This window comes from Stappia sp. TSB10GB4 (assembly GCF_900185745.1).
GTDB lineage: Bacteria > Pseudomonadota > Alphaproteobacteria > Rhizobiales > Stappiaceae > Stappia.
In genome coordinates this window covers 1-25812 of the sequence record NZ_FYAV01000084.1, presented here as the reverse complement: position 1 = coordinate 25812, position 25812 = coordinate 1, and the positions used below count along the sequence as shown (strand labels likewise).

The window sequence follows — 25812 nt, the reverse complement described above, 5'->3', positions numbered from 1 at the left end:
CGAGCCGTAACGGCCCGCGCCCGCCCCTTATGTGGGGCGGGCGCGGTGCATTTTCAAAGATGCGGGCGAGAAAGGCCTAAGCCAGCCGCCATGAGAGCCGTCAGTGACGGAAGTGGCGCATGCCGGTGAAGACCATGGCAAGCCCGGCCTCGTCGGCCGCCGCGATCACCTCTGCATCGCGCATCGAGCCGCCCGGCTGGATCACCGCCGTCGCTCCGGCAGCGGCGGCCGCCAGCAACCCATCGGCGAAGGGGAAGAAGGCATCGGAGGCCACCACCGAGCCGATCGTGTTCGGCCGGTCGGCACCGGCCGCCTCCGCTGCGTCCTCGGCCTTGCGCGCGGCGATGCGGGCGCTGTCGATGCGGCTCATCTGGCCGGCGCCGATGCCGGCGGTCGCGCCCTCGCGCACATAGACGATGGCGTTCGACTTGACGTGCTTGGCGACGCGGAAGGCGAACTTGAGATCAGCCATCTCCTGTTCGCTGGGCGCGCGCTTGGTCACCACCTTGAGGTCGAGATCCTCCACCGTGCCGGTGTCGCGATCCTGCACCAGGAGACCGCCGGCCACCGACTTGACGATGCGGGCGCCGGCGCGCGGGTCGGCGAGGCCGCCGGTGATCAAAAGGCGCAGGTTCTTCTTGGTGGCGACGATGGCGAGCGCCTCGTCGCTGGCCTCCGGCGCGATGATCACCTCGGTGAAGATCTTGACAATCTCCTCGGCTGCGGCCGCGTCCAGCTTGCTGTTGAGCGCGACGATGCCGCCGAAGGCGGACACCGGATCGCAGGCCAGCGCCTTCAGATAGGCGTCCTTCAGGCTCGCGCCCATCGCGACGCCGCAGGGGTTGGCGTGCTTGATGATGGCGACCGCCGGCGACACGCCCGGATCGAACTCGCTGACCAGTTCGAAGGCGGCATCCGTGTCGTTGATATTGTTGTAGGACAGTTCCTTGCCCTGCACCTGGCGGGCGGTGGCGACGCCGAAGCGCCGCTCCGGCGTCAGGTAGAACGCCGCCTTCTGATGCGGGTTCTCGCCATAGCGCATGACGGAAGCGAGACGTCCGCCAAAGGCGACATGGGCCGGCGCGTCCTCGCCGATGGCGGCGGCGAACCAGTTGGAAACCGCCGCGTCATAGGCCGCCGTGCGGGCGAAGGCCTTCTGCGCCAGCCGCTTGCGCAGCGCCAGCGGCACCTTGCCCTCGTTCTCGCCGAGCGCCTCGATCACCTCGGCATAGTCGGCCGGATCGCTGACCATCGTTACATAGGCGTGGTTCTTGGCCGCGGCGCGGGTCATCGCCGGACCGCCGATGTCGATGTTCTCGATGGCAAGCGCAAAATCGGCGCCGGAGGCGACGGTCTCCTCGAAGGGATAGAGATTGACGCAGACGAGGTCGATGCCGGTGATGCCGTGCTCTTTCATCGCGGCGGCATGCTCGGCATCGTCGCGAATGGCGAGCAATCCGCCATGCACCGCCGGATGCAGCGTCTTGACGCGCCCGTCCATGATTTCGGGAAAGCCGGTGACTTCCGAAATGTCGAGCACCGTCAGCCCGGCATCAGCCAGCGTCTTGCGCGTGCCGCCGGTCGAGACCAGCTCGACGCCGAGGCCGGCCAGGGCGGTCGCGAATTCGACGAGGCCCGTCTTGTCCGAGACGGAGAGCAGCGCGCGCCTGACGCGAACGAGATCGGGAACGGGGATGCGTTTCGACACCACGGCCATTGCGGAGGGTCCTTCGGGTTTTCGGCGGGACAGTGATGGTGGTGCGCCTAGTGTGGTGAATTTGAAATACGCGTCGCTTTTGCAGCGCCCGTCAGAGCGTATTTCAAACTCGAAAACCACACTAAAAACATAAGCTTGCTAGTCACCCTTTTGAATCTGAAGTTCGTTGAGAGCATGCCGCCAAATGCGACGAACTTCAGATTCGGGTGACTAGCACGAAGCGCGGAAAACCGGAAGCCGAGGAAGGGGGATTGGGTAAAAAATGCGCAAGGCGCGGCAGAAGGCCACGCTAGATCGCCCCCCAATCGAGAAGCAGAATTGACTTCGATTTGGCCGAAAGGGCTCTACAGGTCCAGCTCGCCGCTGCTCGCGTCGCTGACCCGCCGCCGCGCCGCCCGCCCGGACGCGGTGCGGCAGAACTGCCAGGCCGCCTCCCGGCGATGGGCAAGCCGGCCGTAGAGCACGATCTGCTCGCAGCGCCGATGGCCGGAACTGTCGGAGAGATAGATGGATTCCTCGATGGCCATCTCGCAGCCCGGCGCGGCGAACTCCCACGCCTCGCCATCCGGCGCCACCAGCAGGATGCCGGTACCCGAGCGGATCGAGCTGGCCTTGATCGAGGGGTGCAGGTGGAAACGGATGGCGAACTCGTGGTCGCGGCCGATCCGCCCGGTGGGCAGGAAGCGGTCTATGCCGTCCAGCACGCTGCCGTCCTGCGACAGGGTGATGTCGCGCTCGTGGACGATGCGCATGCTGTCCTGGTAGCCGTTGTGGCTGGCGACGATGCGCACGCCGGCCGGCCCCTCCTCGCGCTCCACCGGCACGCTGGTCGGCCCGGTGAGGATCGGCGCGCCGAGCCAGCCGCCGAAGCGGCTCTCCGGCAGGAAGCGGGCCGAGGACGTGTCGTCGAGGGTGGCGGTGGAATGGGCGGCCGTTGCCCGCGAAACCGCGCGCCAGGCGCCGCGCTCGCTGTTCGACACGCCGCAATTGACGATGATGCGGGTGCGCCGCGACGACATCTCGAAGGACAGGCACCCGGCATGGGCGGTCAGGCTCAGCGCCGGCTCCGGCGGCACGCCGGTGTCCATCAGCAGTAGGGTGTCACCGCAGGCAACGCGCTGGTAGCCCGAATGCGGTGCGTTGCCCGGCGGGCCGCCGCGCGCGTCGTCATAGGCCAGGATCGTCGCGACGAGGTCCGCCGGCGTCGCGCCCATGCCGTTGAAATGCGCGAAGGTGCCGTCGCCATGGCGGAAGAAGCGGATCATCGGCATCATCCGGTCGATCGCCTGCATCACCGTCGGCGAGGCCGGCATGCCCTGCACCATCAGCGCCTGGCGCACCGGCAGCAGGTCGACGAGAATATCCAGCAGCGCCGCCGGATTGCGCGAGACGTGACCGCCATCGGCGAGGATCTGGCGGGCGAGCTCCTGGTCGAGCCGGCGCAGGCTCTGGCGCACGAACCGCCCCTGCCCCGACATCGAGACGGTGGCCGCGGCAACGGCGATCGCCGCCTGCAGCCGCGGCACCCCGTCCGGCGTCTCGTTCATGGTGCGGCGCAGGTAGCGGACCTGGCGGGCGAGCGAGCGCAGGAAACGGCGGTAGAATTCGCGGTCGCAGCCCTCCAGGATCAGCGGCGACTGCGACAGCCAGGCCAGCACCCGGCGCGCCACCACCTGCTGCTCCCAGGCCGTGTGCTGCCAGTAGCCGCAGCTTCTTATCCAGTCGTCGACCAGCGCCCGCGCGTTCTGCCGCGCGACCACGGTCTCCGCCGCCTTGAGATGACGCAGCCAGCCGAACCCGTGCAGGGCGCGGGCCCAGTCGGCGGAGGGCGGCTCGACCTCGAAAGGGGACTGGCCGGAGGTCTCGACCAGTTGACCGGCGAACAGGAAGCGCCCGGCATAGATGTCGGCGGCGTTGGTGCCGTCGGCGGTGCGCAGATCCTGCGGGGCAATGATCAGCCGGGCGGGCGTGGCGGAAAACAGCCGCCAGCGGAACATCGGTCCGCCATGCACCCATCTGAGCAGGGACTGCCAGGCGGCCTGCGCGAGGAGACGCCACACCCGTGCCCGTTCGGTCACCGACATTAGCGTCACCTGTGCCACACTCCCTCCAGCGCCGCCGTCGTCGTCGTGCCGATCCCTTTCGCGAATCCACTTCGCCTGCAAATTGCAGTTTCCGGCAACAGGGTTAGCGATCCGTTACCCATTTCAGCACGATTCGAGGGATTCGCGGCGCATGCAACAGGCGTCCGGCCGGGATCAGCGACGCACGAGGCGCGCGGCGAAGAACCCGTCGAGCCCGCCGTCCTGGCGCGGCTCGCGCGGCAGCGACACCGGCAGGGTCCGCAGGTCGCCCTCCGCCGTGACCAGACCCGAGAAACCGGTCTCCGCCTCTTCGACCGGCAGGCGCGCGAAATTCGGATTGGCGGCGAGAAAGCGGGCGACGACGAGTTCTCCTTCCGCCGGCTCCAGCGAGCAGGTGCAATAGACGAGGCGCCCGCCCGGCTTCAGCCAGCCGCCTGCCCGCTCCAGCAGCAGCGCCTGGGCGGCGGCAAGGCTCGCCACATCCTCGGCCCGCCGGTTCCAGGCGACCTCCGGATGACGGCGGATCGTGCCGGTCGCCGAACAGGGCGCATCCAGCAGGATGGCGTCGAACGGGGCGGCCGGTTCGTAGTCGGCAAGGTCGGCCGCGACCACCTCGGCGCTCAGGCCGAGCCGGGAAAGGTTCTGCGACAGCCGCTCCAGGCGGCGGGCGGAAATGTCGATGGCGGTGACGCGGCCGCCAGCGGCCGCCAGTTGCGCGGTCTTGCCGCCGGGCGCGGCGCACAGGTCGGCAACGCGCAGACCCGCGACATCGCCGAGCAGCCGCGCCGGGATCGCCGCGGCCGCGTCCTGCACCCACCAGGCCCCGGCGTCATAGCCCTCCAGCGCCTCGATCCGCCCGCCGGGCCGGGCAAGCCGCACCGTGTTGCCGCCGATCGCCGTGCCGCCGAGCCGCGCGGCCCACCCCTGCGGGTCGGCCTTGACGGTCAGGTCGAGATTGGGCTCCAGCAGATGCATTTCGGCGATGGCCAGCGCCGCTTCCTCGCCATAGGCCTTCTGCCAGCCGGCGAACAGCCAGACCGGCGCGTTGCGCCAGGGCTGGGTGGTCGCGGCGAGCAGGTCGTCGCGCTCGGCCACCAGCCGCCGCAGCACGGCGTTGACCAGACCCTTGTAGCGGCGCGCCCGGTCGTCCGCATCGGCCAGCGCCACGGCGATGGCGACCGCCGCCCGGTCCGGCACCTCCATGAACAGCACTTGCGCGGCCGCGACATGCAGGATGTCCAGAACGATACCGGTCTTTTCCGGCACCGGCCGCTCCAGCAGCCGGCCGAGGATCGCGGCGATCTGGCCGCGCCGGCGCAGCGCCGTGCCGAGCATCGCGCGCACCAGGGCCCGGTCGCGGGCGGCCAGCGCGGCGAAGCCGGAATGGCCGCCGGTCTCCCGCAACTCGTCGTCGAGCGGCCGGCGTCCGGTCACGACCCGGCCGAGGATCTCCACCGCGGCCCGGCGCGCCGCCAGCCCCACCGTCGACGGGTCGGGCTCCCGGCGCGGGCGCGCGCCCTTTCCCCCAGGCCCCTTACGGGCACGGGCGGAGCGGGCGCGGGCGGGGCGGTCGTTGCTGTCGTCGCTCACGGGATCGGATCGTCTCAAGGGGCGGCTTGCGCTTGGCGCGCAGGGACCCGCCGCATCGGAAGGATAGCCGGTATGCCCGCAAACGGCAGGCGATCACAAGCCCTAAAGCTCGGTCGAGGCGATCGGGACCCGCTTCAGCCCCAGGGGCCGCTCCGGCCCGAGCTTCCGCCGCCACTGCCCGTATCGTCGCGGCGGCGCGTGCGCCCCCAGGGACCCGGAGGATCGCGGCGCACCGGTCCCTCGCTGGCAGGGCTGCGGCCGCCATAGGCCGCGCCAGCGCTGGAATACCCGCCCCCACCGCTCATCGAGCCGGCCATCTCCTGCAGCGCGCGGATGCGGTTCTCGGTGTTGGGATGGGTGGAGAAGAGATTGTCCATCCGCTCGCCCGACAGCGGGTTGATGATGAACATATGCGCGGTCGCCGGATTGCGCTCCGCGTCCGGATTGTGGATGCGCGCCGCGCCGCCGGCGATCTTGCCCAGGGCCGAGGCGAGCCAGATCGGGTTGCCGCAGATCTCCGCGCCCATGCGGTCGGCGGCATATTCGCGCGTGCGGCTGATCGCCATCTGCACCAGCATGGCGGCGAGCGGGGCGACGATCATCGCGACGATCACGCCGATAAAGCCGAGCGGATTGTTGTTCTCCCGGTTGCCGCCGAAGAAGAAGGCAAAATTGGCGAGCATCGAGATCGCGCCGGCAATCGTCGCCGTCAGCGTCATGATCAAGGTGTCGTGGTTCTTCACATGCGCAAGCTCATGCGCCATCACGCCGGCCACCTCTTCCTTGCTCAGGCTTTCCAGCAGGCCGGTGGTCGCGGCGACGGCGGCGTTCTGCGGATTGCGCCCGGTGGCGAAGGCATTGGGCTGCGGATTGTTGATGATATAGACCTTCGGCATCGGCAGGTCGGCGCGTGCGGCGAGCTCGCGCACCATGTGGAACAGCTCCGGCGCCTGGCGCTCGTTGGCTTCCACCGCGTGGTGCATGCGCAGCACCATCTTGTCGGAATTCCAATAGCTGAACAGGTTCATCGCCGCGGCGACGACCAGCGCGATCATCATGCCGCTTTCGCCGCCGATCAGGAAGCCGACGCCCATGAACAGCGCCGTCATCGCGGCAAGAAGCAGTGCGGTGCGGAAGTAGTTCATCTCACCTGCCTATCTGGTGATGCCTGTCTGGTAATACCCGTCTTGTCGTGCCCGTCTTGTCGTACCTGCCTGAGGCGCCGGGAGGGCGACAACGACCGCTTCGCTCCTATATGTTGGCGCGGCGCGGCATTCTGCAAGAGAGCAGCGCGCCTGCCGAATGAGCCAGATCGATCGGGACCGGAGCATGACCGAGACCAAAGACACCGCCATGACCGCGCCGCAGGGCGCCGCAAACGATGACGCCGCGCCGCCGGCCCGCCGCTTCGAGGATCTGCCGCCGGCCGCCCAGCGGGCGCTGCAGGAGGCCGAGGCGCGCCGCCGCGAGATCGACGCCAAGGGCGAGACCCTGCCGCGCGAGATCGACGGGCGCGGCGGGCTGGAGCCGACCCGCTACGAGGACTGGGAGATCAAGGGCATCGCCTGCGATTTCTGACTGCGGTGCAAAACGTCGGCGGCGCGGCTGTTTCCGGCTTGGTTAATGAGGGATTTACCATCGGCGCATAGGCTTGGCGACGCAGCCGGTCCTCCGTCCGCCGCGCCCTGACGGGCCGCGGCACGGTCGGCCTGACGTCAACAGGCCGGGAAGGCCGCCGCAGGGCCGGCGGCGTCCCGGTGAATGGTTCGAGCCGAATGTCTTCTGACGCCGCCCCCAAGGCCGCAAGGTCTTCGTCCCTGCCGTCCGCGAACCCGTTCGAGCGGCTGGCGGAGCTGATCGCCGACCTCACGCCGGGCATGGATCCCGTCGTGATGACCATCGGCGAGCCGCGCCATGCCGTGCCCGATTTCGTCGCTCCGATCCTCGCCCGGTCGATCGGCGACTTCAGCCGCTACCCCAACATTCGCGGCACCGACGGCTTTCGCACCGCGGTCGGCGCCTGGCTCGACCGCCGCTACCGCCTCGGCGGCATGCTGGATATGGGGCGCGGCATCCTGCCGCTGAACGGCTCGCGCGAGGGGCTGACCTTCGCCGCGCTCGGCGCCCGCGATTATCTGGCAAAAGTCGCTGCCCCCCCGGCGGTGCTGATGCCGAACCCGTTCTACCAGACCTATGCCGCCGGCGCCCATGTCGCGGGGGCCGAGCTGGTCGCGCTCGACGCGAGCGCCGGTACCGGCTTCCTGCCCGACCTCGAGACCCTGTCGCCGGACCTGCTCGACCGCACCATCGCCTTCTACTACGCCTCGCCGGCCAACCCGCAGGGCGTCGCCGCCGATCTGGAAACCTGGAAAGAGGTGATTCGCCTCGCCCGCCGCCACCGTTTCCTGGTGATCGCCGACGAGTGCTATTCGGAGATCTATCGCGACGCGCCGCCCGCCGGCGTGCTGGAAGCCGCCCATGCCCTGGGCGAGGGCTTCGCCAACGTCGTCAGCATCAATTCGCTGTCGAAGCGCTCGAACCTTGCCGGCCTGCGCGTCGGCTTTGCCGCCGGCGATGCAGCGTTCCTGGACGCCTGGGCGCGCTTTCGCGGGCTGGCGGCGCCGCAGGTCTCCATGCCGCTGCAGGCGGTGGCCGCCGCCGCCTTCGCCGACGAGGCGCATGTGATCGAGAACCGCCGGCTCTACAACGCGAAATTCGACGTGGCGCAGCGCCTGCTGGCGCCGCTGTTCGGCGCCGTCGTGCCGCCGGCCGGCTTCTTCCTGTGGCTCGACGTCGCCCGCTGGGGCGGCGGCGTTGAGGTCACCCGCCGTCTGTGGTCCGAGGCCGGCGTCAAGGTGCTGCCGGGCGCCTATCTGGCGCTGGACGGGGCGTCCAGCAATCCGGGCGCGGATTACATCCGCATCGCCCTCGTCGACGACGTGACGACCATCGAGCGGGCCCTGGCCCGCCTGGTCGCGACATTGGGGGACTAGAGGATGCGTCGCGCCACACCCTTGAAAAGCGGCCGCGCCGCCGCGCTCGGCCTGGAGGACACCGAGGCGCCGCTCAAGCGCTTCGTCAAACGCAACCTGATCGGCGCCGCCGGCCTCGCCCTGATCGCGCTCTGCGCCGCGCTCGCCGCCGCGCTCGCCACCTGGTCGACCGGCGACCCGAGCCTCAGCCACGCCACCTCCGCGCCGGTGCGCAACGCCCTCGGCCAGCCCGGCGCCATCATCGCCGATATGTTCATGCAGGCGATCGGCCTCGCCTCCGCCGTGTTCCTGATCCCCGTGGTGCTGTGGGGCTGGCGCCTGGTCGCCGCCCGCGCCACCCGCATCGCCACCCGCCGCATCGTCTTCTGGGGCCTCGGCACGCTGCTGGGCGCCGGGGCGCTCGCCGCCCTGCCCGTCCCCGCGAGCTGGCCGCTGCCGACCGGCCTTGGCGGCTTCCTCGGCGATTTCGTCCACCGCCTGCCTGCACTGCTGACCCATGATCTGACCGACGGCATGGCGATGATCGCCGGCACGCTCGGCCTCGGCGTCCCGGCGGCGATCTTCATGCTGCGCGCCGCCGGCTGGCTCGGCCGCGACCCCGAGCCGGTGCGCGCGCCGCTGCCCGAGCCCTCGCACCATGCCCGCTCGGTCGGCGCGGTGCCGGATTTCGGCGACGAGGACGACGACGAGGACGCGGGCGAGAGCCGCTTCGGCGCCTTGCGGGGTGCCGTGACCCATTGGGGCCTGCTGGCCCGCGCCAATGCCCGCCGCCTGCTCGGCCGACGCGCCGCCCCGCGCCGGACCTCCGACCCCTATGACGATGCCTTCATCGACGAGGACGGCGAGGACTGGACCGAGGCTGAGGGCGCGGAGGAGGACGAGGATCCGGTCGGCCGCCGCGGCGGCTTCTCCGCCCTGCGCCGCCGCCTTGCCAGCAAGCTGCTGCCCAGGGAAGACGACGGGCTCGATGCCTTCTACGACACCACCGCGCCGGCCGAGCCGGCCTTCGCCGACGAGTACGACGCCGACCCGCGCATGTTCCACGACCCGGACGAGGACGCGGAGGACGACGACGTCACCATCGACGATCTGCCGGACCTCGACGAGGACGGACCGCTCGACGAATTGTCGACGCCGCTGCCGCGCGCCATTGCTGGCCCAGTCAGCCGCGGACCGGCCGCGCAGATCGCCAGCCGCGTGGTGCCGCCGGCCGGCCGTCCCAAGCCCGGCCGCCGCGCCACCGAGGAGGCGCAGCCCTCCTTCCTGCGCAACCCAGCCGTCTATGAATTGCCGCCGCTGCACCTGCTCGCCGAGCCGAAGACCGCCGGCAAGCAGGCCGCCGTCAACACCGACGCGCTGGAGCAGAATGCCCGCATCCTGGAAGGGGTGCTGGAGGATTTCGGCGTGCGCGGCGAGATCATCGAGGTGCGTCCCGGCCCGGTCGTCACCCTTTACGAGCTGGAGCCGGCGCCCGGCATCAAGTCGAGCCGCGTCATCGGCCTTGCCGACGACATCGCCCGCTCGATGAGCGCCATCTCGGCCCGCGTCGCGGTGATCCCGGGCAAGAACGCCATCGGCATCGAGCTGCCGAACCAGCGCCGCGAGATGGTGTTCCTGCGCGAGCTGCTGGCCGCCAGCGATTACGAGAAGACCAAGGCCAAGCTGGCGCTGACGCTGGGCAAGACCATCGGCGGTGAGCCGGTGATCGCCGACCTTGCGCGCATGCCGCACCTGCTCGTTGCCGGCACCACCGGCTCGGGCAAGTCGGTCGCCATCAACACCATGATCCTGTCGCTGCTCTACCGGCTGGAACCGGAGCAGTGCAAGCTGATCATGATCGATCCCAAGATGCTGGAACTGTCGATCTATGACGGCATCCCGCATCTTCTGACGCCGGTCGTCACCGACCCGAAAAAGGCCGTCGTCGCGCTCAAGTGGACCGTCCGCGAGATGGAGGAGCGCTACAAGAAGATGTCGAAGATGGGCGTGCGCAACATCGACGGCTACAACACCCGTGTCGCCCAGGCTCTGGAGAAGGGCGAGGTCTTCAATCGCACGGTGCAGACCGGCTTCGACCGCAACACCGGCGAGCCGATCTTCGAGAACGAGGAACTGCCGCTGGAGACGATGCCCTATATCGTCGTCATCGTCGACGAGATGGCCGACCTGATGATGGTCGCCGGCAAGGACATCGAGGGCGCCATCCAGCGCCTGGCGCAGATGGCCCGCGCCGCCGGCATCCATCTGATCATGGCGACCCAGCGCCCGTCAGTGGACGTGATCACCGGCACGATCAAGGCCAACTTCCCGACCCGCATCTCCTTCCAGGTGACCTCGAAAATCGACAGCCGCACCATTCTCGGCGAGCAGGGCGCCGAGCAGCTTCTCGGCCAGGGCGACATGCTCTACATGGCCGGCGGCGGCCGCATCCAGCGCGTTCACGGTCCCTTCGTCTCCGACGAAGAGGTGGAGGACATCGTCAGCCACCTGAAGCGCCAGGGCGCGCCGCAATATCTCGAGGCGGTGACGGAAGAGGACGAGGGGGGCGAGGGCCCCTATGACGCGCTCGCCGGCGGCGGTGGCGGCGACGACGACGGCAACGACCTTTACGACAAGGCAGTCGCCGTGGTGCTGCGCGACAAGAAGGCCTCGACCTCCTACATCCAGCGGCGCCTGTCGATCGGCTACAACCGCGCCGCCTCGATCATCGAGCGAATGGAGCGCGAGGGGCTGGTCGGTGCCGCCAACCATGCCGGCAAGCGGGAGATCCTGGTGCAGAACGGCGTCGAGGACGATTATTGACGTCGCGGAGCAGGTGGATGCGGTCCGTCGCAACTTTGCCACAGCCGCCTGCTAGCGCATCCTGACAAAGCGCATTCTGACAATGATGGCGGCGCACAGCGCCCCGCCAGACCGAGCCGACGGAGCCGTTTCGATGACCAACATCGCCCGCCGCACCCTACTTGCTCTCGCCGCCGCCGGCGCGCTCGCCCTCGCCGGTCTCGCGCCGGCCGCGGCCGCGCTCGATTCGCAGCAGAAGACCAAGCTCGCCGAGGTGAATTCCTACTTCAACTCGGTGAAGACCATGCATGGCGACTTCATCCAGTTCGGGCCGAATGGCGAGCGGGCGGAAGGCAAGTTCTACCTCGCCCGGCCGGGCAAGATCCGCTTCTACTACAACCCGCCGGCCAAGGTGGACATCGTCGCCGACGGCAAGTCGGTCTCGGTCAAGGACCGCAAGCTCGCCACCCAGGACATCTGGCCGCTGAGGGAGACGCCGCTGCGCTTCCTGCTCGCCGACCGGATCAACCTGGAGGCCGATGCGCAGGTCGCCAGCGTCTCGGTCGAGCCGGATCTGGTCACCGTCGTGCTGGCCGACACCTCCACCTTCGGCACCGGCAAGCTGACGCTGATTTTCGATGCCTCGACCACCGAGCTGAAGCAGTGGACGGTGACCGACGCGCAGGGCTACGACACCTCCGTGGCGATCTACAACACCACGGTGAACGGGCCGACCAACCCGACGCTGTTCACCATCGACTACAACGCCAACACCATGCAGCGCCGCGGCAAGTAAGGCGGGGCGCGCGTTCGACAGGCGCTTTTCGCGTGAACACAGCCGAGGCGACGGCGCGACGGCCGGTCTTCGTCGAGATCCTCGAGCGCCTCGCCGCGCAGCGCGGCGCGCGCATCGAGACCGAGCCGCTCTACGGCTATGCCGGCGTGGTGATCGACGCCGCCGGCCGCCGGCATCTCTTCAAGGGCACCCATTTCGACATCAACCGGGCGGGCGCCGCCGCCCTTGCCCGCGACAAGGACTATGCCGCCCGCTTCCTGGCCGCCGCCGGCCTCGCCACCCCGCGTGGGCTTCTGCTGCACGGGGCGCGCCGCACGGCCCAGCTCGCCCTGAAGAACCCATCGGTCGCGCAGCGCCTGCCGGACCGCACGGCGGCCCGCACCTTCGCCGACGAGGTCGGCTATCCGGTTTTCGTCAAGCCGAACGAGGGCTCGGAAGGCGACGGCGTCACCCGCGTCGGCGATGCCGCCGGCCTCGACCTTGCCCTCGACGCGCTGCTGGCGCTGCATGACCGGGTGCTGGTGCAGCAGGCGGTCCCCGGCGAGGACCTGCGCGTCGTCGTGCTCGACGGAAAGGTCAAGGCCGCCTTCGCGCGCCGGCCGCTCTCCGTCACCGGCGACGGCGTCAGCCCGCTCTCCACGCTGATCGCCGCCCGCCTTGCGGAATTCGCCAGCGGCGGCAAGGGCGCCCGCATCGCCGGCGACGACCCTCGCATCCTCGGCGAACTCGCGGCCTGCGGCCTGACGCCGGACAGCGTCCCCGCGGCAGGCAGGACCGTCGCCCTGCTCGCCAACGCGAACCTCTCCACCGGTGGCAGCGCCAGCGACATCACCGACACGCTCGCGCCCGCCGCGGCGGACGCCGCGATCCGCGCCGCCGCCGCGCTCGGCCTGCACTTTGCCGGCGTCGACCTGCTCGTGGAGCCCGCTTCGCCGCCGGTGGTGCTGGAGGTCAACGCCGCTCCCGGCCTTGCCTATTTCCACCGCATGGGCGCGCAGGCCGCCGCCCGCGTCGAGGCGATCTACGCCGACCTGCTGGACGCGCTGCTGGCGCCCTGAAGTCCTTCGGCACCGCCCGCCCCCTTCCACTGCGTCATCAACTCACAGTGTTGAGCTGGTCTCCCAGTCCGGCATTGAAGAGGGCGACGATCTCTGGCAAGTCGCCAAGGAAAGCACTTCGTCCGCCCCACCCACAGAGTGTCGTCCCGGTTTCGGCGCAGCCGAAGACCGGGAACCAGTAAGCCCGAACGGTTCGGCTCAGGTCGTAAAGTTGCCGCCGCAAGGCCGGAGGTTGCCGCCTTCGTGCCACCATCCGACCCAGCGGATACTGGACGCCTGCCTCCGCAGGCGTGACAGCGGAGGAGGTGGCGAAGACCTTCCCGCCTCGCGCCTCCCCGATCCCCACACGCCGCTCTCTCAAAAGCAAAAAGGGCCGGCGAATGCCGGCCCTTCTTTTTCGGATCGCAGTGTCCGGAAACCCGCTCCGGCGAACCGGAGCGCGGTCTCCAAATCAAGACGTGACGAGGTTGCGCAGCACGTAGTGCAGGATGCCACCGGCGCGGACATATTCCAGCTCGTCCACCGTATCGATGCGGCACAGCACCTCGATGGTCTTGCTGGTGCCGTCGGCATACTCCACCAGGATGTCGACCATCTGGCGCGGCTTGAGGTCGGCGACGCCCTTGATCGTCACCCGCTCGGTGCCGGTGATGCCGTGCGACTGCCAGCTCTCGCCCTCCTTGAAGGTGAAGGGCAGCACGCCCATGCCGACCAGGTTGGAGCGGTGGATGCGCTCGAACGACTGGGCGATCACGGCGCGCACTCCGAGCAGGCGGGTGCCCTTGGCGGCCCAGTCGCGCGACGAGCCGGTGCCGTATTCCTTGCCGGCGAAGATGACGAGCGGCGTGCCCGCCTCCTTGTAGTCCATCGCCGCGTCGTAGATCCACTTCTGCTCGCCGTCCTTCAGGGTGACGCCGCCTTCGACGCCCGGCACCATCTGGTTCTTGATGCGAATGTTGGCGAAGGTGCCGCGCATCATCACCTGGTGGTTGCCGCGACGGGCACCGTAGGAGTTGAAGTCCTTCTTGGCGACCTGGTGCTCCAGCAGATAGACGCCCGCCGGCGCCTCCGCCTTGATCGAGCCGGCCGGCGAGATGTGGTCGGTGGTGATGGAGTCGAGGAACAGGCCCAGAACCGCCGCGCTCTCGATGTCCTCGAGCGGCTTCGGCTCCATGGTCATGTCTTCGAAATAGGGCGGGTTGGCCACATAGGTCGAGTTCATCGGCCACTTGTAGGTCATGCCGCCCTCGACCTTGATCGCCTGCCAGTGCTCGTCGCCCTTGAAGACGTCGGAATAGCGCTCGCGGAACATCTCCTCGGTGATCGAGGAGCGGATCAGGTCGGTGATCTCCTGGTTGGTCGGCCAGATATCCTTGAGGTAGACCGGGTTGCCGTCCTGGTCCTCGCCGAGCGGATCCTCCGCCACGTTGACGAACAGGGAGCCGGCGATCGCATAGGCGACGACCAGCGGCGGCGAGGCGAGGTAGTTCGCCCGCACGTCCGGATTGACGCGGCCCTCGAAGTTGCGGTTGCCCGACAGCACCGAACAGACCACCAGGTCGTTCTCGTTGACGGCCTCGGAGATCGCCGGGTCGAGCGGACCGGAATTGCCGATGCAGGTGGTACAGCCATAGCCGGCCAGGTTGAAGCCGAGCGCGTCGAGATCGGCCTGGACGCCCGCCTTCTTCAGATAGTCGGTGACCACCTGCGAGCCGGGGGCGAGCGAGGTCTTCACCCACGGTTTGACCTTGAGGCCCTTCTTCAGCGCGTTGCGGGCGACGAGGCCGGCGCCGATCAGCACCGACGGGTTGGAGGTGTTGGTGCAGGAGGTGATCGCCGCGATCACCACGTCGCCATCGGCGAGGCCATGGCTCTTGCCGTTGACGTCGTAGCGCTGGCGCGCCCGTCCGGTGACGCCGGTGGCGCCCTCATCGACATAGCGCGATTCGCCGCGCGATTCGGGCAGGGTCGAGGGGTCCTTGCTGCCGCCCTTGATCTCGTCGAGGGCAACGGCGAACTTGGCCGCCGCCTCGTCGAGCGCGACGCGGTCCTGCGGGCGCTTCGGGCCGGCGAGCGAGGGCACGACGGTGGAGATGTCGAGTTCCAGCGTGTCGGTGAACACCGGCTCGGCAGCATCGGAGGTGCGGAACATGCCCTGCGCCTTGGCATAGGCCTCGACCAGGGCGACGCGCTCGGGGTCGCGGCCGGTCGAGCGCAGATATTCCAGCGTGTCCTCGTCAACGGGGAAGAAGCCGCAGGTCGCGCCGTATTCCGGCGCCATGTTGGCGATGGTCGCCGCGTCCTCGAGGCTGAGATTGTCGAGGCCGGGGCCGTAGAACTCGACGAACTTGCCGACCACGCCCTTCTTGCGCAGCATCTCGACGACGCGCAGCACCAGGTCGGTGGCGGTGATGCCCTCGCTCAGCTTGCCGGTCAGCTTGAAGCCGATGACCTCGGGGATCAGCATGGAGATCGGCTGGCCGAGCATCGCCGCCTCGGCCTCGATGCCGCCGACGCCCCAGCCCAGCACGGCGAGGCCGTTGACCATCGTCGTGTGGCTGTCGGTGCCCACCAGCGTGTCCGGATAGGCGAGGGTCTCGCCGTCCTCGTCCTTGGTCCACACGGTCTGGCCGAGATATTCCAGGTTGACCTGGTGGCAGATGCCGGTTCCCGGCGGCACGGCGCGGAAATTGTCGAAGGCCGACTGGCCCCAGCGCAGGAACTCGTAGCGCTCGCCGTTGCGCTCGTATTCCAGCTCGACATTCTTGGTGAAGGCGTCCTGGGTGCCGAAATAGTCGATCATCACCGAGTGGTCGATGACGAGGTCGACCGGGACCAGCGGGTTGATCTTCTTCGGGTCGCCGCCGAGCTTGACGGCCGCGTCGCGCATCGCCGCAAGGTCGACCACCGCCGGCACGCCGGTGAAGTCCTGCATCAGCACGCGCGCAGGACGGTAGGAGATCTCGTGCTCGGAGGTGCGGGTCACCAGCCACTTGGCGACGGCGCGGATGTCGTCCGCGGTCACCGTGCGGTTGTCCTCGAAGCGCAGCAGGTTCTCCAGCACAACCTTGAGCGAATAGGGGAGCCTGGACACGCCCTCCAGTCCGTTCTTCTCCGCCTCTGGAAGGGAGAAATAGGTGTAGGTCTTGTCACCGACCTGGAGCGTCTTCCTGGCCTTGAAGCTGTCGAGTGATTTGGTCACGGCTGGCGGTCCCCTTGTTGTCCTCGGGCGGCAGCGGCCCCATGGCCGCGTCACACCCAACGAATGCGCATCCCCGGCGGAAAGCGTCGTCTTGGGATACGCCGCCGGCCGGGTTTGCCGTCTCGCGTCTGCGGGCACTTGAGCGTGTCCGCGTGCGGGTTGGCGCCCGTATAGCGAATTTCCGCGCGCGGGGCCAGCGGTTAGCGGCGCGATCTGTCTCGTCATTATGGCGAGGTCAAGCGCCGTCCCGTCAGCCGGCAGCGACGGATTGCCGCTTGATCGCCGCCGGCCTGCATGCCATGCCTCGTCCTGCCGGGCGGACCATCCGTCCGGCCGAGAAAACCGCCGCCGCCGGCAGCCCGCGGCCCGGCACATGCAGCAGATCCGGGGCAGCAGATCCGGGGGCCGATGCGTCTTCTTGCCGAACAGCTCGCCTGCGACCGTGGCGACCGCAGGGTTTTCGCCGGCCTTTCGCTTGCCGTTGCCAGCGGCGAGGCGTTGGCGATCACCGGACCGAACGGGGTCGGCAAGTCGAGCCTCTTGCGCCTGCTCGCCGGCCTCGTGCCGCCGGCGGAGGGCGCGGTGCGGGTGGAGAACGGCGACGGCGAGGCCGAGCCGCACGAGCACTGCCACTATGCCGGCCATCTCGACGCGGTGAAGCCGGGCCTGTCGGTGACCGAGAACCTTGCTTTCTGGCGCGATTTCCTGGCCGGCCTGCCGGCGCTCGGCGGACTTCCCCCGCGGTCTCCGCAAGCAGCCCTCGACCTGCTCGGCATCGGCCACACCGCCGATCTTCCGGCCGCCTATCTCTCCGCCGGCCAGCGCCGCCGGCTGGCACTGGCCCGGCTGCTGACCATCCCGCGCCCGGTCTGGCTGCTCGACGAGCCGACCGCCGCGCTCGACGCCGCCTCCGAGGCGATGCTCTGCGACTTGATGAACGAACACCGCGCCGGCGGCGGCATGATCCTCGCCGCCACCCACCAGCCGCTCGCCCTCGACGGGCTGCTGAAGCTGCGCCTGGAGGCTCCCGAATGAGCGGACAGGACACGCCGCGCGGCTGGCTCGCCGCCCTCTTCGCCCGCGAACTGCGCCTGTCGCTGCGCTCGGGCGGCGGCGCGCTGATCGGCGTGCTGTTCTTCCTCGCCGTGGTCACGGTCATTCCCTTCGGCGTCGGCCCGGATCTCAACCTGCTCGCCCGCATCGGCCCGGCGGTGCTGTGGATCGGTGCCCTGCTCGCCACCCTGCTCGGCCTCGACCGGCTGTTCCAGGCCGACCGCGACGACGGCTCGCTCGACCTCGTGCTGATGGCCGGGCGACCGCTGGAGATCGTCGTCCTCGTCAAGTGCCTGGCCCATTGGACCGGCACCGGCCTGCCGCTGGTCGCCGCGGTCCCGGTGCTGGCGATCTTCCTCAACCTGGAGCCGCTGGCGATCGGCGCGGTGACGCTGACACTGGCCGTCGGCACCCCGGCGCTGACCCTGATCGGCGCGGTCGGGGCGGCGCTGACCGTCAGCCTGCGCCGCGGCGGGCTGCTGCTGGCGGTGCTCGTCGTGCCGTTCTCGATCCCCGTGCTGATTTTCGGCGTCAGCGCGTCCGGCGCGGCGGTCAGCGAGCCGGCCCCCTTCCTGGCGCCGTTCCTCTACCTGTGCGCAATGACCCTGATCACCGCCGTGGTCGGTCCGTTTGCCGCTGCGGCCGCGCTGCGCTTCTCCTCCGATTGACGGAAGACCAAGGTGTCGCATTCTCCCCGATTGAAAGCGGGACGCGGCCACACTAGAACAGTTCCATGGGACTGATGGATCTTGCCAACCCGACGCGCTTCATGGCGTTCTCCGCCCGGCTGCTGCCGTGGCTGGGCGCGGCCTGCGCGCTCGCCTTCGCCGCCGGCCTCTACATGACCTTCTTCGTCGCGCCGGACGATTACCAGCAGGGCGCCACGGTCAAGATCATGTTCCTGCATGTGCCGGCCGCCTGGCTCGCCATGATGTGCTACTCGATCATGGCGGTGTCCTCGCTCGGCACCCTGGTGTGGAAACACCCGCTCGCCGATGTCTCGGCCCGGGCCGCCGCGCCGATCGGCGCCGCCTTCACCTTCCTGTCGCTGGTCACCGGCTCGCTGTGGGGCAAGCCGATGTGGGGCACTTACTGGGTCTGGGACGCGCGGCTGACCTCGGTTCTCGTGCTCTTCGTCATGTATCTCGGGCTGATCGCCCTGTGGCGGACGATGGACGACCCGATCCGCGCCGGCAAGGCGGCCGCGATCCTGACGCTTGTCGGCGCGGTCAACCTGCCGATCATCAAGTTTTCCGTCGACTGGTGGAACACGCTGCACCAGCCGGCCAGCGTCATCCGCCTGGATGGCCCGACCATCCATCCGACCATCCTCTGGCCGTTGCTGACCATGGCGCTCGCCTTCACCCTGCTGTTCGTGATCCTGCACCTGCTGGCGATGCGCAACGAGATCCTGCGCCGCCGCCTGCGTACGCTGCAGCTCGGAACCGCCAGCGCCCGTGTCGCCACTGCCGCACCGCAGGCCGCCGAATGACCGAACTTCTCGACCTCGGGCCCCATGCGGGCTTCATCGTCACCTGCTACGCGATCACGCTGGCGACCATCGGCGGCCTGTTCGCCTGGCTCGCCGCCGACCGGTCGCGGCTGACCAGCGCGCTGGCCAAGCTGGAGGCGGAGGGCGTCCGCCGCCGCTCCTCGCGGGGCGGTTCGGCCGGAGACCCGAACGGAGAGCCGACATGAGCGCCACCGGAGACGGCTCGGGCGGGCAGGCACAGGTCGACGCGGCGCCGCGCCGCCGCATTCCCTTGCTGGCCTTGCTGCCGCTGGTGGTGTTCGCCCTGCTCTCCGCGCTCTTCCTGGTGCAGTTGCTCAGCGGCAAGGATGCCTCGCAGGTTCCCTCCGCGCTGATCGACAAGCCGGCGCCGGAGTTCGACCTGCCGCCGGTGCCCGATCTCACCGATGGCGGCCAGCCGGTGCCCGGCGTTGCCCGCGCCGATCTTCTCGGCACGGTCAGCGTCGTCAATGTCTTCGCCTCCTGGTGCGTGCCCTGCCGCCAGGAACACCCGCTGCTGGAGGATCTCGCCCGCTCCGGCAAGGCGCAGATGATCGGCATCAACTACAAGGACAAGCCGGAAAACGCCCGCCGCTTCCTCGGCACGCTCGGCAATCCTTACGCCCGCGTCGGCGCCGACGACAACGGCCGCGCTGCGATCGACTGGGGCGTCTATGGCGTGCCCGAGACCTTCATCGTCGATGCCACCGGCACCATCCGCTACAAGTTCATCGGCCCGCTGTCGCCGCAGAGCTACCGCGAGGTGTTCCTGCCGCAGCTCGAACAGGTGCTGGCAAGCCCGGGCGGCTGAGCCGCAAGCCGCATGTCCGTTCCCGATTGCGTGATCTCAAGCCCTCGTGAGTGGCCTTCGCCGGCGCGCGCCCCTATTGTTCGGCTCACAGGCTGCGGCACCCGCCGCGGGTGCTCCTCAACCCTTGGGCCTTTCGCGACATGACCAGATCCCCGATGCGGGCGCCACGACACGTTCTTCTGTCCCTGCTCCTGCTCCTGGCGGCCGCCGGCCCGGGCGCGCAGGCTGGTGAACAGCGCGCCGTCGTCGAGCTGTTCACCAGCCAGGGCTGCTCCTCCTGCCCGCCCGCCGACAAGCTGATGGGCGAGCTCAGCCGGCGCGGCGACCTCGTCGCCCTCACCTATCCGGTGGATTACTGGGATTATCTCGGCTGGCGCGACACGCTGGCCTCGCCCGGCCACAGCGCCCGTCAGCGCGCCTATGCGGAGGCGCGCGGCGACCGTGCCGTCTACACGCCGCAGGTCGTCATCAACGGCGCCAGACATGTGGTCGGCAGCGACCGGGAGGCGATCGACCGCGAGCTCGCGCGCCAGGCGCCGCTGCCCGTCACCGTCGACCTGACGCGGTCGGGCGATCTGGTCGAGGTGCGTGTCGACGGCGCGTTGCCGGCGGATGCGAAGATGGCGACGGTCTATTTCGTCTTCATCTCCCGCCCGATCGAGGTGGAGATCGACCGCGGCGAGAACGTCGGCCGGCAGATCACCTATCACCAGGTGGTGCGCGACATCCGCGCCATCGGCATGTGGGAGGGGGGACCTGCCGTCTTCCGCCTGCCCGCCAGCGAGATGCGCAAGACCAAGGCCGGCCATTGCGCCGTGCTGGTCCAGGTCGAGGAGGCCGGACGGCCAGGCGCGATCCTCGGGGCGGCGATCAACTGAGCCGCCCGCAGCCGAGGTTTGTCTTGGCGGGAAAAAAGGGGTAGGGCTGTGCCCGCAATCGGGGCCCTGTCCCGTTATCCGCGAGGCCGCCCTGCCATGACCCTTCGCCTGCGTGTCGCGCTCGCCAGCATTTTCGTCGGCATCGCCGTCCTCGGGCTGAAATACCTGGCCTATCGCTGGACCGGGTCGGTGGCGCTCTATTCCGACGCGCTCGAATCGGTGGTCAATGTCGCCTCCGCGATCGCCGCCTTCCTCGCCGTCTGGTTCGCGGCAAAGCCGGCCGACAGCAACCACCCCTATGGCCACCACAAGGCGGAATACATGGCGGCCGTGCTGGTCGGCGTGCTGATCGTGCTCGCCGCCCTGTCGATCGGCCACGAGGCCTGGAAAAGCTATATCGACCCGCAGCCGGTCGAGTTCACGCCGGAGGGCCTCGGCGTCAACGCGCTCGCCACCGTGCTCAACGGCCTCTGGGCCACCGTGCTGGTGCGCATCGGCCGCAGCCATCGCTCCATGGCGCTGGTCGCCGACGGCAAGCATCTTTACACCGACGTGTGGTCCTCCCTCGGCGTGCTGGCCGGCGTGGTGCTGGTGATGCTGACCGGCATTCGCGAGCTCGATTCGCTGCTCGCCGCGCTGGTGGCGCTCAACATCCTGTGGTCGGGCTGGGGCTTGATGAAGGAATCGCTCGGCGGGCTGATGGACGAGGCCGTCGCCCCGGCGCTGCAGGAGCGCATCCGCGAGGTCATTTCCACCTCCGGCGACGGCGCCCTGGAGGCGCATGACCTGCGCACCCGCTCCGCCGGCCATGTCATCTTCGTCGATTTCCACCTGGTGGTGCCGGCCGACATGACCGTCGAGCGCGCCCATGACATCTGCGACCGGATCGAGGAAGCGATCTCCCGCGACGTGCCGGGCGCGCGCACGACCATCCATGTCGAGCCGGAGCACAAGGCCAAGCACACCGGCATCGTGGTGATCTGACGGGTCCTGCGCCGGGGCGGCGCCCGAATCAGCCGGCGCGCGCGGCGATCGCCCGGTCGAGGGCGGAGAACAGCGCCGCCGGCAGCACCGGCTTTTCCAGCAGCAGGTCGAAGCCGGAAAACCGCTCCCGGTCCCGGTCCGTCAGGCTGGCGGCGGTGATGCCGAGCACCGGCAGCCCGGCGAAGCGTGCCTGCGCCCGGATCGCCGCCAGCGTCTCGACCCCGTCCATCACCGGCATGTTGATGTCGAGCAGCACCGCGTCGACCGGCTCGCGGGCGAGCAGGTCCAGCGCCTCCTGTCCGCCGGACGCCAGCAGCGTGTCGCAGCCGAAGGCGCCGAGCATCGCCTCCATCATTTTCCGATTGGCCTCGTTGTCGTCGACCACCAGCAGCCGCCGGCGCACCAGGCAGCGGATGTTGGGCGCCTCGCGCCGCATCGCCCCCCCACTCGCCCTTCCGTCCAGGCCATCCCTCGCGCCCTCCCTGGTATTGTCGCCCACGCTCCGCCGCGCGGCGGCGCCGTCGAAGGGCAGCAGCGGCAAGCGCAGGCGGAACCGGCTGCCCTTCGGCGAGCTTTCGGCCAGCTCCAGCCGGCCGCCCTGGGCGACCGCCAGCCGGCTGGCGCTCCACAGGCCGAGGCCGCTGCCCGTCGCCGTGTCGCGCGCCCGCGCGCCGCGCCGGCGGGCGCGGAAGAGCAGACCCCGTTCCTCGTCGACGATGCCGATGCCGGTGTCGGCAAGGCTCAGCTCCAGTTCCGCCGCCCCGTCCTCGCCCGCCACGCACGCGCTCAGCGAGATCCCGCCCACCGCCGTGTATTTCAGTGCATTGTCATAGAGCACGGAGAGGATGCGGCGCAGCGCCAGCGGATCGGCGACCCGGTAGCGCGACAGCTCGGCGGCGATCTCGTGGCGCTCAGTAAGGCCGCGCATCTTGGCGTCGGCGGAAAACAGGTCGCAGACCGAGGCGATGTCCGAGGCGGCATCCCGCGCCCCCGCGCCGCCCGGATCGGCGCCGGCCAGGCCCTGCGTCGTCATCGACAGCAGCGCGTCGATCGCCATTTCCAGGGTCCTCAGCGCCGAGGCCTGGCGCTGGGTGGTGGGATCGGCGCCGATCAGTTCGGCGGCCGTGCGCATCGCCGACAGCGGCGTGCGCAGGTCGTGCAGCAGCACCGCCAGCCGGTCGACGCCCTCGTCCTCCCCTCCGGGTCCCGCTGCGCTCGTTCCGACCATGGCGCCGCCTTTCCTCGCCTTCGCCCGCGGCCCATGGTGCCCGACCTGACGGGCAAATCAAGCGAACATGGCGGGCATGCTTGACAGCGACTTGTCGACGCACCTTGGGCGTGCGAAACAGCCGTCATGGTCGACCAGATCCTTTCCATCGTGCTGCCGGTCTTCGCGCTGATCGGCGTCGGATATGCCGCCGCCCGCTTCGGCATCCTCGAGGCCAAGGTGGGCGACGCGCTCGGCCAGTTCATCTATGTGATCGCGATCCCGGTGCTGATCTTCCGCACGCTGGCGACGAGTTCGCTCGACGGCGTCTCGCCCTGGGGCTTCTGGATCTCCTATTTCACCGGCGTCGCCGTGACCTGGACGCTCGGCACGCTGATCGTCCGCCGCCTGTTCGGGCGCGAGGCGCGCGCCGGCGTCATCGCCGGCATCAGCGCCGCCTTCGCCAACACGGTGCTGGTCGGCATCCCGCTGATCACCGCGATCCATGGCGAGGAGGGGCTGGTGCCGCTCTTCGTGCTGATCTCGGTGCACCTGCCGGTGCTGACCGTGGTCTGCGCCGTGCTGATGGAACGCGCGGCGGTGCTCGACGGCACCCAGGCGGCCAAGCCGCTCGGCGAGTTGCTGGCCGGCATCGCCCGCAACCTTGCCACCAATCCGATCGTCATCGGCATTGTCGCCGGCGGCCTCTGGCGGATGACCGGCCTGCCGGTCTCCGGCGTCTTCGCCGATGTGCTGTCGCGCATCGCCAGCGCCGCCATCCCCGTCGCCCTGTTCTCGCTCGGCATGAGCATGGTCGCCTATGGCATTCGCGGCAATCTCGCCCCCGGCCTGCTGCTCAGCCTGCTGAAGATCGGCGTGATGCCGGCGGTGGTCTATCTGATGGCCGCCCATGTGGTGCATCTGCCGCCGCTCTGGGTTTCGGTGGCAACGCTCACCGCCGCCTGCCCGACCGGCATCAACGCCTTCCTCTTCGCCAACCGCTATGGCACCGGCCATGCCATGTCGGCGAATTCGATCACCCTGACGACCGGCCTCGCCGTCGTCTCCACCGTGCTGTGGATGGCCTTCCTCGGGCTTTGAGGCGTCAGGCGTCGGGATCGAGCCCGATCCGTCGCCGGATCTCCTCGGGCGTCGCGCCGCGCGCCCGCAACTCGGCGAGCGCGGTGTCGCCCTGCGACTTCGACAGCTTGCGCCCGTCCGCGTCCAGGATCAGCCGGTGGTGGCGGTAGAGCGGCTCGGGCAGGCCGAGCAGCACCTGCAGCAGCCGGTGCACGGCGGTCGCCTCGAAGAGGTCCTTCCCGCGCACCACATGGGTCACCCCCTGCCGCGCGTCATCGACCACCACCGACAGGTGATAGCTGGTCGGCGTATCCTTGCGGGCCAGCACCACGTCGCCCCAGCGCGCCGGATCGGCGGCGAGCCGGCTTGGTGCCCCCCGCGCCTCGTCGTCTTGCAGTTCCTGCCAGGACAACGGCGCCTTGCAGCGGCCGAGCGCCGCCCGCATGTCGAGCCGCAGCGCGAAAGGCGCGCCCTGCGCCTCGCGTGCGGCGATCTCGGCCGGGCTCAGCACCGCCTCGTCGCCCGGATAGAGCGGCGCCCCGTCGGGATCGCAGGGCCAGGGCGCGCCGCGCTCCTCTTCCAGCCGCGCCACCGCGCGGGCGATCTCGCCGCGGGTGAGAAAGGTCTTGCGCAACAGCCCCATGGCCGCCAGCCGGTCGAGCGCCGCCCGATAGTCGGAGAAATGCTCGGATTGCCGGCGCACCGGCCGTTCCCAGTCGAGCCCGAGCCAGGCCAGATCCTCCAGCACCCCGGCTTCGAGCTCCGGCGTGCAGCGGGCAGCGTCGATGTCCTCGATGCGGACCAAGAGCCGGCCGCCCAGCGCCCTCGCCATCCGCGCATTGAGCAGCGCGGACAGGGCATGGCCGAGATGCAGGCGGCCGTTGGGCGAGGGGGCGAAGCGCAGGACGGGTCGGCTCATGGCGTGATCTTGTTGGCGATCGCAGCCGCCGCGTCAATCTTCCCGCGAAGGCGCGCGTCCGTTTCGCCCACGGGATGTCATCCCGGTTTCGACGAAGTCGAAGACCTGGATCCAGTAACCCCAGGCGGCTCAGCCCGAGCCGCGGCGGTGCCGCAGACGCCCCTCGCCGAGGCTGGAGCGGCTGCTCCCGCAAACCTGCCGGCACCGGCGGATACTGGATGCCTGCCTTCGCAGGTATGACAGCCGAGAGTGGGGTGCGCGCGTCCGCTCCACCCACGCATCGCCCTCTCCCGGCGTCCTCCCGGACGAGGCCGCAAGGCCGAAGATCCGGGGCCGGAGAGCCGGGGGCGATTGCGGTAACGCTCCGGAACCACCCCACGACCGCAGTGCCTCCCCGGTCACGGGTCGCGCGATGCTCGCCCGGAATGACGCATCGGGAGGGTGGAGCAGAGACAATATCTGCCGAGGTTGCCAATGGCTCCCGGCTCTGCGCTTGCGCGCGGCCGGGATGACCTCCGAGAGGGAGGAATCGCCTCGCATCCTCTCCGAGGTCCCCCCGGGCAAGCGCAGCGCGACCCGTATGTGGACGGCCCCCTGAGGGCAAGCGATTAGTTGAGGCTCGCTCGGATCGACAGCGGTTCGTATGTCCGGCCTGTTTCGGCGGCATGGTGAACCGCCATGGCCCAAGATGGGTTGCGCGTGGGGCGGCGCCTAACGGAACCACGGCCTCGACGGCCGGTCGGGTCGCACGGCGTGTCCGCCTCACGTGATCGATCGAACGCTCCATCTCCCTCTCGGCTTGCCGCTCCCTCAAGCCCGGCCGGCGTGGCCGGGCGTGTTTGTCATTCCGGTGCGGCGGTTTCGGTCACGCCGGTGCTGTGGCTGTGGTGGCGGCGGCGTATGTGGACGGCCCCCTGAGGGCAAGCGATTAGTTGAGGCTCGCTCGGATCGACAGCGGTTCGTATGTCCGGCCTGTTTCGGCGGCATGGTGAACCGCCATGGCCCAAGATGGGTTGCGCGTGGGGCGGCGCCTAACGGAACCACGGCCTCGACGGCCGGTCGGGTCGCACGGCGTGTCCGCCTCACGTGATCGATCGAACGCTCCATCTCCCTCTCGGCTTGCCGCTCCCTCAAGCCCGGCCGGCGTGG

The 25812-nt window shown here is 69.5% G+C and carries 20 protein-coding genes; 13 read left to right on the top strand and 7 right to left on the bottom strand.

What is annotated here, in order from left to right; genetic code table 11:
* Positions 1-100: 100 nt before the first annotated feature.
* The 4 genes from purH to htpX form a co-directional block, all read right to left on the bottom strand.
* Entirely contained in the window at positions 101-1717 is a 1617-nt protein-coding gene (purH, locus tag TSB10GB4_RS22895) for a bifunctional phosphoribosylaminoimidazolecarboxamide formyltransferase/IMP cyclohydrolase (protein WP_186397625.1), read from the bottom strand.
* Between the two features lie 344 nt (positions 1718-2061).
* Positions 2062-3801 (bottom strand): heparinase II/III family protein, encoded by a 1740-nt coding sequence (locus TSB10GB4_RS22890; protein ID WP_208984941.1) that lies wholly within the window; start codon positions 3799-3801, stop codon positions 2062-2064.
* A 174-nt stretch (positions 3802-3975) separates the two neighbouring features.
* Positions 3976-5391, bottom strand: coding sequence for an RsmB/NOP family class I SAM-dependent RNA methyltransferase (locus tag TSB10GB4_RS22885; protein ID WP_186397624.1), 1416 nt, complete (start codon positions 5389-5391; stop codon positions 3976-3978).
* Positions 5392-5525: 134 nt separating this feature from the next.
* Positions 5526-6536: a zinc metalloprotease HtpX gene (gene htpX, locus TSB10GB4_RS22880; protein ID WP_186397623.1), complete on the bottom strand. Its 1011-nt coding sequence runs from the start codon at positions 6534-6536 to the stop codon at positions 5526-5528.
* Between the two features lie 184 nt (positions 6537-6720).
* On the opposite strand from htpX, the gene TSB10GB4_RS22875 reads away from it, so the two are divergent.
* The 5 genes from TSB10GB4_RS22875 (at position 6721) to TSB10GB4_RS22855 (ending at position 13019) form a co-directional block, all read left to right on the top strand.
* Positions 6721-6969, top strand: coding sequence for a DUF1674 domain-containing protein (locus TSB10GB4_RS22875; protein ID WP_371328929.1), 249 nt, complete (start codon positions 6721-6723; stop codon positions 6967-6969).
* Between the two features lie 197 nt (positions 6970-7166).
* The gene (locus TSB10GB4_RS22870; protein ID WP_186397621.1) at positions 7167-8384 is read left to right on the top strand and encodes an aminotransferase class I/II-fold pyridoxal phosphate-dependent enzyme; all 1218 of its coding nucleotides are present in this window, start codon (positions 7167-7169) and stop codon (positions 8382-8384) included.
* Between the two features lie 3 nt (positions 8385-8387).
* Positions 8388-11186, top strand: coding sequence for a DNA translocase FtsK (locus TSB10GB4_RS22865; protein ID WP_186397620.1), 2799 nt, complete (start codon positions 8388-8390; stop codon positions 11184-11186).
* Between the two features lie 133 nt (positions 11187-11319).
* Entirely contained in the window at positions 11320-11961 is a 642-nt protein-coding gene (locus TSB10GB4_RS22860; RefSeq protein WP_186397619.1) for an outer-membrane lipoprotein carrier protein LolA, read from the top strand.
* A gap of 32 nt (positions 11962-11993) precedes the next feature.
* The gene (locus TSB10GB4_RS22855) at positions 11994-13019 is read left to right on the top strand and encodes an ATP-dependent carboxylate-amine ligase (protein ID WP_186397618.1); all 1026 of its coding nucleotides are present in this window, start codon (positions 11994-11996) and stop codon (positions 13017-13019) included.
* A gap of 451 nt (positions 13020-13470) precedes the next feature.
* On the opposite strand, the gene acnA is transcribed toward TSB10GB4_RS22855, so the two are convergent.
* Positions 13471-16221, bottom strand: a complete 2751-nt coding sequence (gene acnA / locus TSB10GB4_RS22850) for an aconitate hydratase AcnA (RefSeq protein WP_186397617.1) — start codon at positions 16219-16221, stop codon at positions 13471-13473.
* A 408-nt stretch (positions 16222-16629) separates the two neighbouring features.
* Between acnA and ccmA the strand changes: the two genes are divergently transcribed.
* The 7 genes from ccmA (at position 16630) to TSB10GB4_RS22815 (ending at position 21457) form a co-directional block, all read left to right on the top strand.
* A complete protein-coding gene (gene ccmA / locus TSB10GB4_RS22845) occupies positions 16630-17256 on the top strand; it encodes a heme ABC exporter ATP-binding protein CcmA (RefSeq protein ID WP_186397616.1) in 627 nt (208 codons plus the stop codon).
* The gene (gene ccmB / locus TSB10GB4_RS22840) at positions 17253-17942 is read left to right on the top strand and encodes a heme exporter protein CcmB (protein WP_186397615.1); all 690 of its coding nucleotides are present in this window, start codon (positions 17253-17255) and stop codon (positions 17940-17942) included. Before ccmA ends, ccmB begins: the two co-directional genes overlap by 4 nt.
* Positions 17943-18007: 65 nt before the next feature.
* Entirely contained in the window at positions 18008-18766 is a 759-nt protein-coding gene (locus TSB10GB4_RS22835) for a heme ABC transporter permease (RefSeq protein ID WP_186397614.1), read from the top strand.
* Positions 18763-18972: a heme exporter protein CcmD gene (ccmD, locus tag TSB10GB4_RS22830; protein WP_186397613.1), complete on the top strand. Its 210-nt coding sequence runs from the start codon at positions 18763-18765 to the stop codon at positions 18970-18972. Before TSB10GB4_RS22835 ends, ccmD begins: the two co-directional genes overlap by 4 nt.
* The gene (locus tag TSB10GB4_RS22825; protein ID WP_186397612.1) at positions 18969-19595 is read left to right on the top strand and encodes a DsbE family thiol:disulfide interchange protein; all 627 of its coding nucleotides are present in this window, start codon (positions 18969-18971) and stop codon (positions 19593-19595) included. The genes ccmD and TSB10GB4_RS22825 overlap by 4 nt, the downstream gene beginning before the upstream one ends.
* 140 nt (positions 19596-19735) lie before the next feature.
* Positions 19736-20473, top strand: coding sequence for a thioredoxin family protein (locus TSB10GB4_RS22820; RefSeq protein ID WP_208984939.1), 738 nt, complete (start codon positions 19736-19738; stop codon positions 20471-20473).
* Positions 20474-20569: 96 nt separating this feature from the next.
* Entirely contained in the window at positions 20570-21457 is an 888-nt protein-coding gene (locus tag TSB10GB4_RS22815; RefSeq protein WP_186397611.1) for a cation diffusion facilitator family transporter, read from the top strand.
* 28 nt (positions 21458-21485) lie between these two features.
* Here the strand turns inward: TSB10GB4_RS22815 and TSB10GB4_RS22810 are convergent, their stop codons facing one another.
* Complete coding sequence (locus TSB10GB4_RS22810; protein ID WP_186397610.1) at positions 21486-22685, bottom strand: hybrid sensor histidine kinase/response regulator; 1200 nt, start codon at positions 22683-22685, stop codon at positions 21486-21488.
* A gap of 126 nt (positions 22686-22811) precedes the next feature.
* Here TSB10GB4_RS22810 and TSB10GB4_RS22805 point away from each other — a divergent pair, with 126 nt between their 5' ends.
* Positions 22812-23765 carry an AEC family transporter gene (locus TSB10GB4_RS22805; protein WP_186397609.1) on the top strand — a complete coding sequence of 318 codons (954 nt, stop codon included), beginning with the start codon at positions 22812-22814 and terminating at the stop codon, positions 23763-23765.
* Between the two features lie 4 nt (positions 23766-23769).
* Here the strand turns inward: TSB10GB4_RS22805 and gluQRS are convergent, their stop codons facing one another.
* A complete protein-coding gene (gene gluQRS, locus TSB10GB4_RS22800) occupies positions 23770-24663 on the bottom strand; it encodes a tRNA glutamyl-Q(34) synthetase GluQRS (protein ID WP_186397608.1) in 894 nt (297 codons plus the stop codon).
* Between the last annotated feature and the right edge of the window lie 1149 nt (positions 24664-25812).

Excerpts from the sequence above, each read along its gene's own strand:
- purH (WP_186397625.1), bottom strand. The coding sequence starts at position 1,717 with ATGGCCGTGGTGTCGAAACGCATCCCCGTTCCCGATCTCGTTCGCGTC.
- TSB10GB4_RS22890 (WP_208984941.1), bottom strand. The coding sequence starts at position 3,801 with ATGTCGGTGACCGAACGGGCACGGGTGTGGCGTCTCCTCGCGCAGGCC.
- htpX (WP_186397623.1), bottom strand. The coding sequence starts at position 6,536 with ATGAACTACTTCCGCACCGCACTGCTTCTTGCCGCGATGACGGCGCTG.
- TSB10GB4_RS22875 (WP_371328929.1), top strand. The coding sequence starts at position 6,721 with ATGACCGAGACCAAAGACACCGCCATGACCGCGCCGCAGGGCGCCGCA.
- TSB10GB4_RS22870 (WP_186397621.1), top strand. The coding sequence starts at position 7,167 with ATGTCTTCTGACGCCGCCCCCAAGGCCGCAAGGTCTTCGTCCCTGCCG.
- TSB10GB4_RS22865 (WP_186397620.1), top strand. The coding sequence starts at position 8,388 with ATGCGTCGCGCCACACCCTTGAAAAGCGGCCGCGCCGCCGCGCTCGGC.
- TSB10GB4_RS22860 (WP_186397619.1), top strand. The coding sequence starts at position 11,320 with ATGACCAACATCGCCCGCCGCACCCTACTTGCTCTCGCCGCCGCCGGC.
- ccmA (WP_186397616.1), top strand. The coding sequence starts at position 16,630 with ATGCGTCTTCTTGCCGAACAGCTCGCCTGCGACCGTGGCGACCGCAGG.
- ccmB (WP_186397615.1), top strand. The coding sequence starts at position 17,253 with ATGAGCGGACAGGACACGCCGCGCGGCTGGCTCGCCGCCCTCTTCGCC.
- TSB10GB4_RS22835 (WP_186397614.1), top strand. The coding sequence starts at position 18,008 with ATGGGACTGATGGATCTTGCCAACCCGACGCGCTTCATGGCGTTCTCC.
- ccmD (WP_186397613.1), top strand. The coding sequence starts at position 18,763 with ATGACCGAACTTCTCGACCTCGGGCCCCATGCGGGCTTCATCGTCACC.
- TSB10GB4_RS22825 (WP_186397612.1), top strand. The coding sequence starts at position 18,969 with ATGAGCGCCACCGGAGACGGCTCGGGCGGGCAGGCACAGGTCGACGCG.
- TSB10GB4_RS22820 (WP_208984939.1), top strand. The coding sequence starts at position 19,736 with ATGACCAGATCCCCGATGCGGGCGCCACGACACGTTCTTCTGTCCCTG.
- TSB10GB4_RS22815 (WP_186397611.1), top strand. The coding sequence starts at position 20,570 with ATGACCCTTCGCCTGCGTGTCGCGCTCGCCAGCATTTTCGTCGGCATC.
- TSB10GB4_RS22810 (WP_186397610.1), bottom strand. The coding sequence starts at position 22,685 with ATGGTCGGAACGAGCGCAGCGGGACCCGGAGGGGAGGACGAGGGCGTC.
- TSB10GB4_RS22805 (WP_186397609.1), top strand. The coding sequence starts at position 22,812 with ATGGTCGACCAGATCCTTTCCATCGTGCTGCCGGTCTTCGCGCTGATC.
- gluQRS (WP_186397608.1), bottom strand. The coding sequence starts at position 24,663 with ATGAGCCGACCCGTCCTGCGCTTCGCCCCCTCGCCCAACGGCCGCCTG.